The organism is Acinetobacter sp. HZNU-JH01 (assembly GCF_037996845.1).
Taxonomy (GTDB): Bacteria; Pseudomonadota; Gammaproteobacteria; order Pseudomonadales; family Moraxellaceae; genus Acinetobacter; species Acinetobacter haemolyticus.
This window is the reverse complement of the sequence record NZ_JBBMZX010000001.1, coordinates 1,028,004-1,044,313: the sequence shown is the minus strand read 5'-3', so window position 1 is coordinate 1,044,313 and position 16,310 is coordinate 1,028,004. Positions and strand designations below refer to the sequence as shown.

13 protein-coding genes, 2 tRNA genes, 1 other RNA gene and 1 pseudogene are annotated in these 16,310 nt (G+C 39.3%); 10 read left to right on the top strand and 7 right to left on the bottom strand.

All coding sequences use genetic code 11. The features are described from left to right. Window positions 1-10 precede the first annotated feature (10 nt). Genes AAC851_RS04955 through AAC851_RS04940 form a run of 4 tightly spaced genes read left to right on the top strand, consistent with a single transcriptional unit; the run spans window position 11 to window position 6,373 of the window. Complete coding sequence (locus AAC851_RS04955; protein WP_340600592.1) at window positions 11-1,315, top strand: TolC family protein; 1,305 nt, start codon at window positions 11-13, stop codon at window positions 1,313-1,315. Further along, window positions 1,315-2,814, top strand: a complete 1,500-nt coding sequence (locus AAC851_RS04950; protein ID WP_340600591.1) for an efflux RND transporter periplasmic adaptor subunit — start codon at window positions 1,315-1,317, stop codon at window positions 2,812-2,814. The genes AAC851_RS04955 and AAC851_RS04950 overlap by 1 nt, the downstream gene beginning before the upstream one ends. 13 nt (window positions 2,815-2,827) lie before the next feature. Further along, window positions 2,828-5,974 (top strand): efflux RND transporter permease subunit, encoded by a 3,147-nt coding sequence (locus tag AAC851_RS04945; RefSeq protein ID WP_151708169.1) that lies wholly within the window; start codon window positions 2,828-2,830, stop codon window positions 5,972-5,974. A gap of 33 nt (window positions 5,975-6,007) precedes the next feature. After that, a complete protein-coding gene (locus AAC851_RS04940; RefSeq protein WP_125503020.1) occupies window positions 6,008-6,373 on the top strand; it encodes a copper-binding protein in 366 nt (121 codons plus the stop codon). Window positions 6,374-6,485: 112 nt separating this feature from the next. Here AAC851_RS04940 and AAC851_RS04935 read toward each other — a convergent pair. Together AAC851_RS04935 and AAC851_RS04930 are read right to left on the bottom strand one after the other, a co-directional pair. After that, window positions 6,486-6,776: pseudogene (locus AAC851_RS04935) on the bottom strand (tyrosine-type recombinase/integrase); the annotation flags it as partial. Window positions 6,777-6,850: 74 nt separating this feature from the next. After that, complete coding sequence (locus tag AAC851_RS04930; RefSeq protein ID WP_005091398.1) at window positions 6,851-8,098, bottom strand: tyrosine-type recombinase/integrase; 1,248 nt, start codon at window positions 8,096-8,098, stop codon at window positions 6,851-6,853. A gap of 316 nt (window positions 8,099-8,414) precedes the next feature. Between AAC851_RS04930 and coaD the strand changes: the two genes are divergently transcribed. The 5 genes from coaD (at window position 8,415) to AAC851_RS04905 (ending at window position 10,005) form a co-directional block, all read left to right on the top strand. Continuing rightward, window positions 8,415-8,906, top strand: coding sequence for a pantetheine-phosphate adenylyltransferase (gene coaD / locus AAC851_RS04925; RefSeq protein ID WP_004638166.1), 492 nt, complete (start codon window positions 8,415-8,417; stop codon window positions 8,904-8,906). A gap of 1 nt (window position 8,907) precedes the next feature. After that, the gene (locus AAC851_RS04920; protein ID WP_005081519.1) at window positions 8,908-9,171 is read left to right on the top strand and encodes a YfhL family 4Fe-4S dicluster ferredoxin; all 264 of its coding nucleotides are present in this window, start codon (window positions 8,908-8,910) and stop codon (window positions 9,169-9,171) included. A 26-nt stretch (window positions 9,172-9,197) separates the two neighbouring features. Further along, window positions 9,198-9,553, top strand: an RNA gene (gene rnpB, locus AAC851_RS04915) — RNase P RNA component class A. 61 nt (window positions 9,554-9,614) lie between these two features. Then, a tRNA-Met gene (locus tag AAC851_RS04910) sits at window positions 9,615-9,691 on the top strand. 237 nt (window positions 9,692-9,928) lie between these two features. Then, window positions 9,929-10,005: transfer RNA gene (locus AAC851_RS04905), tRNA-Met, on the top strand. A 102-nt stretch (window positions 10,006-10,107) separates the two neighbouring features. Here the strand turns inward: AAC851_RS04905 and AAC851_RS04900 are convergent. Both AAC851_RS04900 and AAC851_RS04895 read right to left on the bottom strand, forming a co-directional pair. Next, the gene (locus AAC851_RS04900) at window positions 10,108-11,139 is read right to left on the bottom strand and encodes a hypothetical protein (RefSeq protein WP_340600590.1); all 1,032 of its coding nucleotides are present in this window, start codon (window positions 11,137-11,139) and stop codon (window positions 10,108-10,110) included. Next, on the bottom strand, window positions 11,132-12,757 hold the full coding sequence (locus tag AAC851_RS04895) for an NAD+ synthase (protein WP_005081526.1): 1,626 nt from the start codon (window positions 12,755-12,757) through the stop codon (window positions 11,132-11,134). The genes AAC851_RS04900 and AAC851_RS04895 overlap by 8 nt, the downstream gene beginning before the upstream one ends. 845 nt (window positions 12,758-13,602) lie before the next feature. Here AAC851_RS04895 and AAC851_RS04890 point away from each other — a divergent pair. Beyond that, window positions 13,603-13,767, top strand: coding sequence for a hypothetical protein (locus tag AAC851_RS04890; RefSeq protein ID WP_005081532.1), 165 nt, complete (start codon window positions 13,603-13,605; stop codon window positions 13,765-13,767). 55 nt (window positions 13,768-13,822) lie between these two features. On the opposite strand, the gene AAC851_RS04885 is transcribed toward AAC851_RS04890, so the two are convergent. From AAC851_RS04885 to AAC851_RS04875, 3 genes are all read right to left on the bottom strand, one after another. After that, on the bottom strand, window positions 13,823-14,347 hold the full coding sequence (locus tag AAC851_RS04885; protein WP_005081534.1) for a hypothetical protein: 525 nt from the start codon (window positions 14,345-14,347) through the stop codon (window positions 13,823-13,825). A 74-nt stretch (window positions 14,348-14,421) separates the two neighbouring features. Beyond that, a complete protein-coding gene (locus AAC851_RS04880; RefSeq protein ID WP_004638180.1) occupies window positions 14,422-14,874 on the bottom strand; it encodes a CopD family protein in 453 nt (150 codons plus the stop codon). Between the two features lie 32 nt (window positions 14,875-14,906). Further along, on the bottom strand, window positions 14,907-16,136 hold the full coding sequence (locus tag AAC851_RS04875; protein WP_004638181.1) for a beta-ketoacyl synthase N-terminal-like domain-containing protein: 1,230 nt from the start codon (window positions 16,134-16,136) through the stop codon (window positions 14,907-14,909). Between the last annotated feature and the right edge of the window lie 174 nt (window positions 16,137-16,310).

The following is a 16,310-nucleotide window of genomic DNA, read 5'->3' as shown; positions in this document are numbered from 1 at the left end:
AGCTAAAAATATGAAACTTTATAAAGAAAAGCTATCTCGCAGGGTGAGATGGCCGATAGGTGTGATCTGTTTTTCTCTGGTCTATGGCCAAGTCTATGCTCAGCCAATGACTCTGGATACAGCTTTGAAGCTTGCTGAGCAATATGCGCCTACCTTAAGAGCAAATAGTGCCCAAATTGAAGGGGCTGAGAATGTAGTTTTAGCTTCAGGTATTTTACCCAACCCTAAATTATTTGTCGGTTTGGAGAATTATCCTATATCTGGTGATGCGTCATGGTCAGTCACACAAGATGGCATGACCATGCAGAAAATTGGCGTTATGCAAGATTTTCCAAACCGCGCCAAAAGACAAGCCGAGGTCGAGTTAGCAAAAGCTGAATTGGGTTCAGTCACTGCTCAAACTGAGATTCTACGTATTGAGTTACGTCAAAAAGTTGCATCTGCTTGGTTTAAACGTTTTTATCTTGAGCGTAAATTGGCGCTATACGATGAACTGTTTTCAGAGAATCGATTACTTTCTCAGATGACCCAAACACAGGTCACCTCTGGTCGGACAATGGTTGCTGATGCACTTGATCCAAAACAAGAAGCCACGGTATTGCTTGACCAGAAGGATGATTTGCTTCGTGATTTAAATAAAGCCAAGCTAGAGTTGCATCGCTTGATCAGTGCAGAGCCTACCGAAAACCTTACTCAAATTGAAACCTTACCTGACCAAGCTCCATCCATCCATCTTGATTCATCAAAGTTATATCATCATTTGCATCAACATCCTGAATTAAAAGCATTTCAGGCAGAAAAGAAAACTGCTGAAGCAAAACTGAAGCAAGCTCAGGCTTTACAGAAACCAGATTGGGGGATTGAGCTTGCTTATCAGCATCGAGCACGCGAATTTGGCGATATGATCGGGGTTCAACTCACAACAGAGCTTCCAGTATTTTCAAAAAGACGTAGTGGGCCGCTCGTTCAGGCAGCTTTAGCCGAACAAAACCGGATCATTGCCGATCAAGAAGTTCAATACCGTGAACATCTCACCATGCTGGATGATGGGTTATCTGATCTTGATGCGCTTGATCAGCAAATTAGACGTGCAATGCAAATAAGTATTCCACTCGCTAAACAAAAAGTGGGTTTACAGTTGGCAAGCTACCAAGCTGGTAAAAGCAATTTGTCTGATGTTATTACTGCCCGACAATCTCTTTTAGAACAACGTTTGCGTCTCATTGATCTCCAACAACAACAGGTTGTGACTAAAGCCCAACTTTATTTTGCCTTTGAAGAACCAACCTTAAACTATGTTGAGGAGCAGCCATAATGTTAAGAAATAAATTGGCAGTGACTGTCATAGGAGTTGCCACAATTAGTTTGGTTGCAGGTGGTGGTGCTGGATATTGGATAGCACATCAGAAAGACAATCCTCAATCTACTTTAGCGGGTCAGCAACAGGATGCCAAAGTGTTGTATTGGTACGACCCAATGAAGCCTGAACAGCATTTTGATAAGCCAGGTAAGTCTCCATTTATGGACATGCAACTGGTACCTAAATATGCAGACGAAAATACTGCGATGACGGATGAAAGTCGTCCTACAGTCAAAATAGATCCATCTCTTCAACAAAATTTAGCCATCCGTTACGGCACTGTTGAACAGGCTGTAATTGGAAATGCCATGTTTACTAATGGCATATTACAAGCAAATGAACGGCAAACAGCTATTTTACAAACTAGAGCAAGTGGCTTTGTTCAGCGAGTGTATGGGCATGCTGTTGGAGATATGGTGACCGAAGGAAGCCCTATAGCTGATATTTCAATACCCGAATGGACTGGAGAGCAAACTGAATTTTTAGCTGTGCTCCGTACTGGAGATCGTTCCCTTATTCAAGCAAGCCGTCAACGTTTGCAGCTTTTAGGAATACCACAAAATGTGATTCATCAAGTTGAGCGAACTCGTCGAGTGCAATCTAATATAACTTTGCAAGCTCCCATTAGTGGATTTATTGATTCACTAGAAGTCCGCAATGGTATGGCTTTGGCTATGGGACAAACCTTGGCCACAATTAAAGGTATCAACCCGATTTGGCTAGAGGCAGCCGTTCCTGAAAAACAAATTGCTGGAATCAAACGAGGTATGAGTGTAGAAGCCAATTTTGCTGCTTTTTCTCAAAAAGTAACTGGCAAAGTTATCGACATTTTGCCTACCTTAGATACAACATCAAGAACTATTAAAGTTCGGATTGAATTACCAAATCCTAGTGGTCAACTTAAGCCAGGGATGTTTGCTTCTGTCAATATAATAAATAATCCCCAAAGCAGTTTGGTTGTACCAGAGCAAGCTGTTATACGGACAGGTACTCGGAATGTTGTCATTGTAGGGCGTGAGCAAGGACGTTTTGAACCAGTTGTTGTACAGTTAGGGCAAAGTGATGGCAATAAAATTGCAGTCCTGCAAGGGTTGAAAGCTGGTCAGAGAGTAGTGATTTCAGGACAATTTCTGATTGATTCTGAAGCAAATTTGCAAGGCGTATTGGATAAGCTCAACACTGGGCAACCAATTGCATCATCTCAAACGATTAAGAGGTCAACATATCAAGGTCTTGGTAAAGTTGAAAAAGTCACAAATCAAGATATTACCATTTCACACCAAGCTATTCCTGAGTTGGGCTGGGGTGCTATGACCATGAGCTTTAAACAGCCCGTACAACCATTTACCCGAATTCAGCAAGGTGACCAGGTCAACTTTAGTTTTACAAAAGTTGGAGATGCTTACGTTATTTCTGACATTTCCAAGATGTCTATGGCATCTTTGAAGAACTAACGGGAGAACTATTATGATCGCTCGTATTATTCGTTTTTCAATTGCGAATCGCATATTTGTTTTGTTGGCAGCTTTAGTTTTGGCAGCTTGGGGAACTTGGGCTGTAAAGAATACACCGGTTGATGCTTTGCCAGATTTGTCTGATGTACAAGTGATTGTCCGAACTAATTTTCCCGGTCAGGCACCACAAATTGTTGAAAATCAGGTGACGTACCCTTTAACAACAACGATGTTATCAGTACCTGGTGTTAAAACTGTTCGTGGTTATTCTTTTTTTGGTGATTCATTTGTATATGTCATTTTTGATGAACATACCGATCTTTATTGGGCCCGTTCGCGTGTATTGGAATATCTAAATCAGATTCAGGGAAGAATTCCTGCAAATGCGAAATCTTCATTAGGGCCAGATGCCACAGGCGTTGGCTGGGTTTATGAATATGCGTTAGTTGATCCAACAGGACAACATGACCTTTCACAACTGAGAAGCATACAAGACTGGTTTTTAAAGTATGAACTAAAGACATTACCCAATGTGGCTGAAGTTGCCACGATTGGGGGAATGGTGAAGCAATATCAGGTTGTTTTAGATCCAAGTAAAATGGCCGCCTTAGGAATTACTCAAAACAATGTCATTGAAGCGATTCAAAAGGCTAATCAGGAAACTGGTGGTTCAGTCCTTGAAATGGCTGAAACTGAATATATGGTACGAGCTTCTGGTTATTTAAAGACATTAGATGATTTTCGCCAGATTCCACTACGAACAAATAGTTTGGGTGTTCCTGTTTCTTTAGGTGATGTTTCAACTATTCAACTCGGACCGGAAATGCGTCGTGGTATCACTGAGCTGAATGGACAAGGTGAAACTGTTGGCGGTGTTGTGATTTTACGGGCCGGTAAGAATGCACGTGAAACGATTACTGCTGTGAAAGCAAAACTGGCTGAATTGCAACAAAGTTTACCTAAAGGTGTGCAGGTGGTTCCCGTATATGATCGTAGTCAATTGATCGATCGGGCTATAGAGAATCTCAGCCATAAATTGATTGAAGAGTTCATTGTGGTGGCTTTAGTCTGCGGACTGTTTCTATGGCATTTACGTTCAGCAATGGTGGCTATTGTTTCTCTACCACTTGGGATTTTATCGGCTTTCCTGGTCATGTATTATCAGGGGTTAAATGCCAATATTATGTCTCTGGGTGGTATTGCCATTGCGATTGGGGCCATGGTCGATGCTGCGGTTGTGATGGTTGAAAATGCACACAAACATATAGAAGCTTGGCAGTATGAGCATCCTGATCAAATCTTAGCACCACAAGAACGTTGGGATATTATTGCTCGGTCAGCCAGTGAGGTTGGTCCTGCTTTATTTTTCTGCTTACTTATCATTACCTTATCTTTTATTCCTATTTTTACTTTACAGGCACAAGAAGGACGCTTGTTCTCGCCATTGGCGTTTACCAAAACCTATGCCATGGCAGCGGCAGCAGGTTTATCCATTACCCTGATTCCTGTTTTGATGGGTTATTGGATCCGCGGGAAATTACCGTCTGAACAACGTAATCCACTAAATCGTTTTCTCATCAAAATATACCGTCCTATGTTGGATAAAGTTTTAGCTTATCCAAAGACGACATTACTGGTTGCATTGCTTATTTTTCTAGTGAGCCTTTACCCTCTGACCCGTTTAGGTGGAGAATTTTTACCTAACATGGATGAAGGCGATTTACTATATATGCCGTCGGCTTTACCGGGATTGTCCGCAGCCAAAGCTTCTGAACTGCTACAGCAAACAGATCGAATGATTAAAACGGTTCCAGAAGTTGCGACAGTATTTGGTAAAGCAGGGAGAGCTGAGTCAGCAACAGACCCTGCGCCTTTAGAAATGTTTGAAACCACGATTCAGTTCAAACCACGGTCTGAATGGCGCTCAGGTATGACACCTGACAAATTAGTAAAAGAACTGGATAAAGCAGTTCAAGTACCGGGTTTAACGAATATTTGGGTGCCACCTATTCGTAACCGGATTGATATGTTGGCAACTGGGGTGAAAAGTCCAATCGGGATTAAGATTTCAGCAAATGATCTGCAAGATATTGATCGGGTAGCACAGCAAATTGAACAAGTGGCTAAACAGGTGCCCGGAGTTAGCTCGGCTTTGGCTGAACGACTCACAGGTGGTCGATATGTTGATGTCGATATTAACCGTATGCAGGCTGCACGATATGGCCTCAATATCAACGATGTGCAGCAAATTGTATCATCTGCGATTGGCGGGGAAAATATTGGTGAAACTGTTGAGGGATTAGCAAGATATCCTATTAATGTACGTTATCCACGAGAGATTCGAGACTCATTGGAAGCTTTGAGAAATTTACCGATTGTAACTGAATCTGGACAACAAATTGTATTAAGTAGTGTTGCCAATATTCAAATTACAGATGGCCCTCCAATGCTGAAGAGCGAAAATTCCCGCCCTAGTGGTTGGGTTTATGTAGACGTACAAGGACGTGACTTAGCTTCGGTTGTGCAAGATTTGAAGCAGTCTATTGATCAAAAAGTAAAACGCTCCTCTGCCATGAGCATTAGCTATTCAGGGCAATTTGAGTTTATGGAACGTGCTAATGCGCGTTTAAAAGTCATCATTCCAATTACATTGATGATTATTTTTCTACTGCTCTATTTGATTTTTAGACAAGTACAAGATGCAGTTCTGATTATGGCAACGCTACCTTTTGCTTTGATTGGTGGTATATGGGCCATGTATTTGAGCGGTTTTCACTTTTCAGTTGCGATTGCAGTTGGTTTTATCGCACTTGCAGGTGTTGCTGCTGAGTTTGGTGTAGTCATGTTGTTCTATTTGAAGCAAGCAGTTGAACATGCACAGCAAAACCTATCTTCTTCAACGACATCCTTAACGGAGCAACAACTCAATGATGCAATCCGAACAGGAGCTGTACTACGCGTTCGTCCTAAAGCCATGACGGTTGCCGTCATTTTGGCAGGCTTAATTCCTATACTTTTAGGGACTGGGACAGGTTCTGAATTGATGAGCCGTATTGCTTTACCTATGGTTGGGGGCATGATTTCAGCTCCTCTACTGTCAATGTTTGTTATCCCGGCTGTATATCAGCTTTTAATCAAAAGAAAACTATCAACACATTGATCGTTTTATTATTTCGTCTAAAGAGGTTTTATTATGTTGAAATTCATGAAAATTATTGCTCTTGTTACCACTATTGCTGCATTAAGCGCATGTAGTAAAAATGAAGCATCAGAGCAGAAGAAAGCAGACGCACCTATGGAGCAGATGAATAAGGAGTCTTCTACCGCTACAACGGCTCAAGCCGTTGGGGTGATTACTGCTATTGATACGAAAGAAAATATTTTAACACTCGACCATGAAGCAATTCCTGCGATTAATTGGCCAGCAATGAAGATGGGCTTTAAAGTTGCTGACCCATCCTTATTAAATGGTTTAACTGTAGGAGATAAAGTTGACTTTGAATTAAAAGCAGATGGTGAAATTTACAAAATCGTAAGTGTTAAACCAGAAAACAAGTAATGTCAAAAGTATAACTAATATCAAGAGTACAGAGCCTGTAAAAAAATCTGTGTAATTCCCTTTAAAACGAATGCTTCAGCCATCTAAGGCTGAAGCATTCGTTTTATGATGTCTAGTTAAAGTGTGTACAACAGAATTCAGTCCAATCAGCCATTAAACCTTTACGTTTTTCAAGGTACCCTCCACGTAAGTAAGAAGCTTCAACTTCATCGGGAAGTTTATGGGCAAGTACATGCTCACAAACTTCCCGTGAATAATCCGTTTTATCGGCTGACCAATCACGGAATGTAGAGTGGAAACCATGTGTCGTGATCACTCTGTTTTGTTTTGGATCTATCTAGCCTAAGCCATTTTGTTTATACATGTATTTTATAAATGTAGTCACAGACATATCCGAAAGCAAATATCGGTAACTGTCAGCTTAGGTTTGAGCTAATACAAATTATTTAAAATCTCCAGTCAGCCAATATCCTAACTTCATACGCATTTATTTTTTTCATTTATATTCTCTTCAGTCTTCCAACTGTCAACAATGTCAGCCCAATCTTGCATCATTTTCCGTCTTTGTTTTAGATGCTTAGAATGATTATAAGAGGCTTTAGTTTTATTAGATTCAGCATGTGCTAATTGTTTCTCTATCCACGCTTCTTCATAATCTTTTTCATATAGTAAGGTTGATGCTGTGGCTCTAAAATCATGAGTAGTTACATCTTTAAGACCGATATACTCCAACATGCTATTTAAAGTTGATGGTGAAAGCATCCCGCTACTCTTTTTGCTAAAAATAGCAGGGAACACCAAAATGCTATCACCTGATATTTCATACTGCTGCCGCAAAACCTTATATGCCTGATCTGAAATTGGCAATACATGGATTCTAGCTTTCTTCATCACTTCTATTGGAAATGTAATTAATCTTGATTCAAAGTCTACCCATGACCATTGCATCTTCCTGATTTCTACAGCACGTAGCATTGTGTATAAGAGGATAAAGCCTGCATTCTTTACAGTTTGTGTGCCATTGTATTTAGGTAGGCTTGTTCTAGCTTTATATCGTTCTTCTTTCGTTAATGCTCTTGCATGATTGACACGAGGACGTTTAATTACATCACGTACTGCATAAGTAGGATCATTCTCAGCACGAAGCGTTGCTATAGCATATCGAATAACCCCCCCAACAAATCTTCTGTTCTCAAGTGCCGCAGAAGCACCAGTAAATCTTCCATTTGATTCTTTTACAACACGTTCTACAGTGTTATCAAGTATTTTAAGCACATCTGCTGATGTTACCTCGTTTATATTCTTCTTCCCAATAACAGGTGAAATATCTTTTTCTAAAGCAATATCAAACTTCCCTTGATATGTTTCGGACTTTGAACACATTCGTTTCAGTTTAAATTCAGCAGCAATTGAATCAAAGGTATTAGTTGTTTCAGCTAATGCCTGAGCTCTAATATTTTTTCGATCTTCAACAGGATGTATGCCTTTTGCTAGCTTTGCTCTCATTTGGTCTTTTAAAGAACGAGCCTCGGCTAAACTAATAGCAGGGTATTCCCCCAAGCTCATTGATGATTCTTTACCCTGAAAAACAAATTTAAATCGCCATACCTTAGCACCAGTCGGTCTAATCTCTATATATAGTCGATCAGAGTCTAGTAGTCTATATAATTTATCTTTTGGTTTTAGACTCTTAATTTTGACATCAGAAAGTTTTGTAGTAGCCATTGAGAGTATTTTGAATGAAATGTTACCCGTATTATTACCCGTTTTTATAAGGAATTAAAAGATACTAAAAAGAACTAATAAGAATAGTATTTATTTTATTTCAAATACTTATGATCATTAAAAGAACTGTAAGGAATTATAAAAAACATTAACCATTATTATTTTTTACAACTGTTGCTTGCGCCATAATTCAAACTTCCACAATTGCATATATTGTGCCGTAAAACGTAATCTTTTTCCATCATTTAGGAACTTAGCGTTTAGGCTGAACTTTTGTTAAAATATGCACCTTATCTCATTAACTAGAGTACAACGCATGTCTAAAACACGTGTGATTTATCCGGGGACCTTCGATCCAATTACCAATGGACATGTAGATTTGGTTGCAAGAGCATCAAAAATGTTTGATGAAGTTGTAGTGGCAATTGCGATTGGGCATCATAAAAATCCTGTGTTTAGTTTAGAAGAACGAGTTGAGCTAGCAAAAATATCATTAAGCCATTTAGACAATGTTGAATTTGTTGGTTTTGATGGCTTGTTGGTGAATTTCTTTCGTGAGCAACGTGCGACAGCGGTTCTCCGTGGTCTAAGAGCGATTTCTGATTTTGAATATGAATTTCAGTTAGCCAATATGAATCGCCAACTCGATCCCCAGTTTGAATCAGTTTTTTTAACGCCATCAGAGCAGTATTCATTTATTTCATCGACTTTGGTGAGAGAAATTGCACGTTTGAAAGGGGATGTGACTAAGTTTGTGCCTGCCGTTGTGGTCGAGGCCTTTGCACGAAAACATCAACAGGGCTGGTAGCGTGTCATTATATATTACAGATGAATGCATCAATTGTGATGTCTGCGAGCCTGTATGTCCAAATGAAGCCATTTATATGGGTGAGTTGATTTATGAGATTAATCCATCACTTTGTACAGAGTGTATAGGGCATTTTGATCAGCCGCAGTGCCAATTATTTTGCCCAGTGGATTGTATTCCTTTGGATCCTACGCATGTGGAATCACATGATGAGCTTATGGAAAAATACAAAAAATTAACAGCGCAAAAAAAATCGAGCAATTAACGTCGAACTTTGATAATATGCGCCACGAAGTGGGCTGGACGGTCGCTGCTGTGGAGGTCTCCGTGACTGAAGCAGGGGAGGAAAGTCCGGGCTTCATAGGGCAGGGTGCCAGGTAACGCCTGGGCGGTGTAAACCGACGGCAAGTGCAGCAGAGAGTAGACCGCCTCATTCGTGAGGTAAGGGTGAAAGGGTGCGGTAAGAGCGCACCGCGTGTCTGGTAACAGTTCACGGCAAGGTAAACCCCACCAGAAGCAAGACCAAATAGGAATCCTGAGGCACGGCCCGTGCTGGATTCGGGTAGGTCGCTTGAGCGTATGAGTGATTGTACGCCTAGAGGAATGATCGTCCTCGACAGAACCCGGCTTACAGGCCCACTTCTAAGATTTTTTAAAATTATGCTTGACGAGTGTAGTGAAAGTTAAGATAATGCGCGCACAGTTTTAGGCTATGTAGCTCAGTTGGTTAGAGCACCGCACTCATAATGCGGGGGTCACAAGTTCAAGTCTCGTCATAGCCACCATTTTATAGACCACGCTCCTGCGTGGTCTCTTTTTATCTGCTATTTTTAGCGATTGCGCTCAGTTTCTAATGGTCTTTGTAAAACTAGAATATTGAAAAGCACTTATGAAATGTTCTATTTGCTGAAAAATAATCAATCGATATTCGGATGCATAAAAAGTGCGCATATGTTTTGTTTTTTCAATGTCATAGGCTTGACCTGCATAGCATAACACTAGATAATGCGCTCACAGTTTACGGCTATGTAGCTCAGTTGGTTAGAGCACCGCACTCATAATGCGGGGGTCACAGGTTCAAGTCCCGTCATAGCCACCATTTTATAAACCACGCTCCTGCGTGGTTTTTTTTATTATGTATTTGTTCATATGACGATAAGTTTGCTAGTCATTATATGGGCTACTTTGACTAGCAATAATATTAAAGGTGTTTCTCGATCGTGATCAAAGTTTGAGTGCTTTGATAAAAAGGCTGTAAGATTAAAGTAATGAGTGGCTCAAGAACATCGTGTTCATCTAAGGCAATTACGACTTTAGGGTAAAAACGCATTGCCTCATTTAATAAATCTGTTTCTTCTAAGCCAATTGCTGCAAAAACTTCTTCTAAGCTCTCATCTTTATAAAAGTCGTAGAATACTTTGACACCATATAAAATTAAATCTTGTAAAAAAGCAGATTGACGTAATTCTTTCCAATATTCATAAATCATGACAAAGAATTCTTCGACGTCAAGCGGTGTTACTTGTTTGGTATATTCTGATAAAGGTTTTGCTTTATTGTCATCCCAAATATTACGAGCGAGACTTTCTAAATCATCATTAGAAAGTAGGCTTAAATCAGCCAGTTGTTCTTGAATAAGGCGTGCAATACTTTCTTCAATTTTATGCTCAATACGTTGTTGTTGACGATACGAAAAGGTTCTGAGTTTATATTGCCATTCATATTTACTTTCAGCAATTCGCTCTTCATCTATTTGTGAAAATAGTCTGGGTAATTTGTTCTGCAAAGTTGTTGTTGCAATGTATTGGCATAACTGCTGAATAGAAGGGCTTTCTTTTAAGAAATGATTGAGATAATGACGAATATTTTCAAGTTCTAAAATCTTGGATAACCAGATTTCGAATTGATGATCTGAGAAAACATCTTGTAATTGAGCAGAAGATTGTATAGAAAAGACATGAAGCTTTTGTGCGATCTCACCAATAAACTCTAGTAGTCCTGCCCCAAGCTGCATTTCAAATGCATAACGTTTAACTACAGCCTGAATTTGCTCAAGTTCTATGACTTCTTTGAGTTTAATATTCGGTGCGTGCTGTAAAATGAGTTGGATGAATTGCTGGAAGAAATCAGCAGAAAGTTGTGTAGTGAGTTGGTTTTTATAAAAAGCCACTTGCTCAAGCAAAAGTGCTTGAGCAAGTAGTTGTGACTTTTCAGAAACAACTTTTTCAGTCATTCGCAGTCCATCCATTGACGATTGGGTAGCGTCGTTCACGATTGAATGCACGGGAACTAATACGTGGACCAATCGCGCCTTGACGACGTTTATATTCATTTCGATCAACCAAGCGAATCACTTTTTCGACCACTTCAGCTTCGTAGCCTTTTGCGATAATGTCTGCTTGGCTTAAATCTTCTTCTATATAAGCATATAAGATTGCATCAAGTACATCGTAAGCAGGCAAAGAATCTTGGTCTTTTTGGTCAGGACGTAATTCTGCTGATGGTGGACGAGTAATCACACGCTCAGGGATAACAGGCGTTTCGCTTAGACTATTACGGTATTTTGCTAATTCGAATACGATAGTTTTATATACATCTTTGAGCACAGAGAAACCGCCGACCATATCGCCGTATAATGTACAATAGCCAACTGAGATTTCAGATTTATTACCTGTAGATAGCACAAGATTACCAAATTTATTGGATAAACCCATGAGTAAGGTGCCACGTGCACGTGCTTGTAAGTTTTCTTCTGTTGCATCAGCAGGTGAGTTTCCAAAAAATGGAAATAGTGTTTGCATGAAGCTATTTACGATTGGATGAATTTCGGCAATTCCAAAAGTTACCCCCATACGACGTGCTTGTTCGGTTGCATCTTCTACACTCATTTGAGAGGTGTAGGTATAAGGCATCATCACCGCTTGTACCTTATCAGCACCAATTGCATCAACAGCAATGGCAAGTGTTAAAGCTGAATCAATACCGCCAGATAGACCTAAGATCACACCAGGAAAGCCAGAGCGCTGTACGTAATCACGGGTGGACATAACGAGAGCTTGATAAATTTCAGCAAAAGTATCTAATGCAGGAATCGCATCAGCTTTTTTAAATTGCTTTTGTGCCACGTCATACTCTGTAAAGTAAACAGCTTCTTTAAAGCTTGGCGCTTGCAATGCGAGTTCACCATTATGATTATTGACGAAGCTAGAGCCATCAAAAATAAGATCGTCTTGGCCACCGACCTGATTCACATACACAATATTCAGGTTTAGTTGTTTTGCGAGCTCACTCAAAGTCTGAATACGGTGTTGAGGCTTACCAACTTCGTAAGGCGAAGCATTTAAGATCAAGACTGTTTCAACATTTAGTTGGCTCAGTTGTTTTACTGTATTCAATGACCAAACATCTTCACATATAAGGACACCAAATTTATGACCGAGATACTCAAACACTAAATGCTGATGACCTTCTTGGAAATAGCGCTTTTCATCAAACACACCATAATTGGGTAAATTATGTTTGTTATAGATACCTAAAACCTGACCATCTTTCATCACTGCAGCTGAGTTATAGCGATGACCATCTTCTGTTTGGTGAACAAAACCAAAGACCATAACGATATCTTTTACTTCGCTTAACTGAGCAAACGCCTTTTGTGTGCGTTTTTGTAAGTTCGGGCGAAGTATAAGATCTTCAGCTGGGTAGCCTAGCGTTGATAGTTCTGGAAAGACGATCAAATCAGCTTGTTGTTGTTTCGCTAAATTAGCCTGTTCAACCATCTTTTGAGTATTTGCGTCAATATTGCCAATATGCGGAGAGAATTGAGCAAGGGCAATTTTAAAATTTTTCATTCAAACCTAATCCTAAGTCTTAACTAATGATGATATGCAAGCTTTTGATTTGTATAAGTATAGTTTTAAAAAACAAATGCATATCATGGTGTCAAACGTTCTGTATCTTAAAGAAAAATGACAAGTTCACTAATATATACTAAATGCACATTTTTCTGCGTAAAAATAACAAGTTTTTCTGTATAAAACATCTAGATTTGTTGGTGGAATTTAGCATTTCTCAATATTTATGTTGGGCTGAAGCATGTTTGTGAATAAATTCTGTTGCTTGAGCGCTTTTTCATTATATTTTTTCAAAATTTAATGACATTCCAATGACCAGTATTGTATTGAATTTGGTCATACAAAATAAGATTTGTTTAAAAAAAATACAAACTATCTGATGCTAATCTAACTATATAAAATTATTAATTTAATTTCTTCAATACGTTATTGAGTTGTGCTTGTTTTTTATACCGTTCGTCGGGAATCCAATTGCGACACTTGAGTGTACATTTGTGCACTGCTATTATCCTAATTAATGTGAACGGGTGTACACTGTTAAGCAAGCTTATCGAATGTCATCCAACATAAAGAGAGGTAACAAATATGTCTGTTTTATTTTTTCTTGTGATTGCATCTATTTTGGCAATAGTTGTTGGTCGTGTAGGTACAGTTCTATTTCAAAAAACTGAGTTTGATCATATTTAGGAGATGAACATGTCAATTATATTATTTCCAGTTGTTGCATCTGCTTTAGCAATCGTTGTTGGTCGCGTAGGCACAATCATATTGCAACATCAAGATGAATCGAAGTAATACGATTTTAACTGTCACCTATAAATTAAATGAGCGAGGTAACAATAATGATGGTTCCTATGATTTTATTTCCTGTGGTTGCGTTTGGTTTAGCAATTGGTATAGGACGTGTTGGTACAATTGTTAAAGATGCAATGCGTGTAGATTTTACGACTGAAATGGATGATAGTCATGAACTCAAATCTGAAAGCCAAAAAGGTTCTGCTGCGTAAAGTAGATTCTAATTTACTCACTTAAAAAGCCCTGTGGATAAAATAACAGGGCTTTTTATTTTTTAAGAATAATATTAGGGACTTTTTTGAGGAAAATATCACGAGCGATGTCTCCCTGTTGTTCAATGTTGTATTGAGTAAATGCCTTACCCTCAACAAACTGATATTTATAGGGGTTATATAGTTTTAGACTTAAATAATAACCCAGTTGTAATAGAGCGCCTTTTAAAATGACATTGGTTTGTTGTTGATATTGAAGAATATGGGTAAGTTCATGAATAAAGATGCTTTGTAAAGTAATTGAACATCTTGAATAGTCTGAATGGAAATACTTTTGATGGACATATAAATTTCCGTTTGGCGCAATAAAAATATTGGTGGGTTGCCAAGGTAAGTAGGGGATATTAAAAATTCTAATTTTTGAATAATCAATAAGGTCACCAAAGACGGGTCGAGCCATCTCAATCTCAGCTAGAGTGAGTCCGCGATAAGCAAATTCATTTATCCTAAAAAAAACAATCAAACTAGAAATGAATCTCGCTTTTAATTCTTGAGTCAATCGATACCAAAGTTTGAACATTTTGAGAATCTAAGGTGAGTGGTGTTTAATAAATTATCTAGTTTTTTAATATAGCGTCTAAAGAAAAACCCCAGTTAAAACTGAGGCTTTACAACAACTAAAATGATGATCGCAAATAAAAGCAGCGTTGGCATTTCATTGAAAAAGCGCCAAAACTTGTGCGATTTGTAGTGTGCGTTACCAATCAACTTTTTGCGATAATAACCACACACAAAATGGTAAATCACCAACAATCCAACCAATCCGACTTTAAGATAAAACCATATTGCTTCATGGTAATGTCGAGTTGCATCGCCCCATTCAACGAGAAAGTGGGCAGTCACTAATGTGGCAATCATAGATGGCCACATAATGCCACGATACAACTTACGTTCCATTACTTCAAAGCGTTGGTGACTAATCGCATCTTCACTCATCGCATGATAAACATAAAGGCGTGGTAAGTAGAACAATGCTGCGAACCAACATACCACAGCGATAATATGTAATGCTTTTACCCACAAGAAAGCATCAGAAGGTGCATCCATCGATAATCCTACGTGTGTATTTCACGTGGGATTTAGGCATCCCACTTCTTGAAAATAAGGCAGGCGTTAACACCGCCAAAACCAAAACTGTTACTCATTACAGTATTCAGTTTCGCATCACGTTTTTCAAGTACAATATCGAAACCTTGTGCGCCTTCATCTAACTCGGTCACATTAATGTTTGGTGCAATAAAATCATTTTGCATCATTAATACAGAGTAAATGGCTTCTTGAACGCCTGCTGCGCCTAAGCTGTGACCTGTCATTGATTTGGTTGAGCTAAATGCAGGAACTTGACCTTCACCAAATGCACGCTCCATTGCTTTTAGTTCAGTAATGTCGCCTGCTGGCGTAGATGTGCCATGTGTGTTGACGTAATCAACTTTTTCTACACCATTTTGTTTGGCTTCATCCAGCGCCATAAGGATACAGCGAGTTGCACCTTCACCTGATGGTGCAACCATATCAGCACCATCACTATTTGCTGCATAGGCAACAACTTCTGCTAGGATGTTTGCACCACGAGCTTGAGCATGTTCAAGAGACTCAAGGATAACGAAACCGCCACCACCAGCGATGACGAAACCGTCACGGTCTTTTGAGTATGGGCGTGAGGCAGTTTCAGGTGTGTCATTGTATTTAGAACATAATGCACCCATCGCATCAAACAATAGGCTTTGTGACCAGTGATCTTCTTCACCACCACCTGCAAGCATTAAATCTTGTTTGCCTAGTTGGATTAAATTATAAGCATAACCAATAGCATCTGCAGAAGTTGCACAAGCACTGGTAATCGAATGAGCAATACCTTGTAGTTTTAAAGCGACACCAACGTTCGCGGTAATGGTATTACTCATGTTGCGTGGGACGAAGAAAGGTCCAATTTTACGTGCGCCTTTTTCTTCAAGAAGTTTTACCATCTCTGCAACAGAAGCTGTTGAGTTACCACCACTACCGCCTGCGATACCATATCGTGGATTGTTGGCTAAATCTTCTTGTTTTAAACCTGCATGTTCTACCGCGGCAATCGCTGCATTGTAGGCATACATCGCACATACGCCCATGAAGCGTTTAAGTTTACGGTCGATACCATCAAAATCTTGCTCGGCAGCAGCGCTGACATGGCTTTTGAAATTAAGTTCGGCATAAGTTGGGTTAAAACGTGTCCCAGAGATTCCATTTTTTAAAGAATGAGTCACCTCTTCTAAAGAGTTACCGATGCATGAGTTAATGCCCATACCAGTGATTACAACACGTTTCATTTACAGTTCCCTTTTATGGTAATACTAAGCCTTGTATATCATCGCTATGCAAAATAACGAGGAGAAGATAATGATTAAAACGGCTTATGTGTGAATGACATCATGATAACAGAAAGGTTTTTTATTTCTTATGGCAATTTTTATGCCTATTTTCAGTTGTGTAAATTTTGGTAA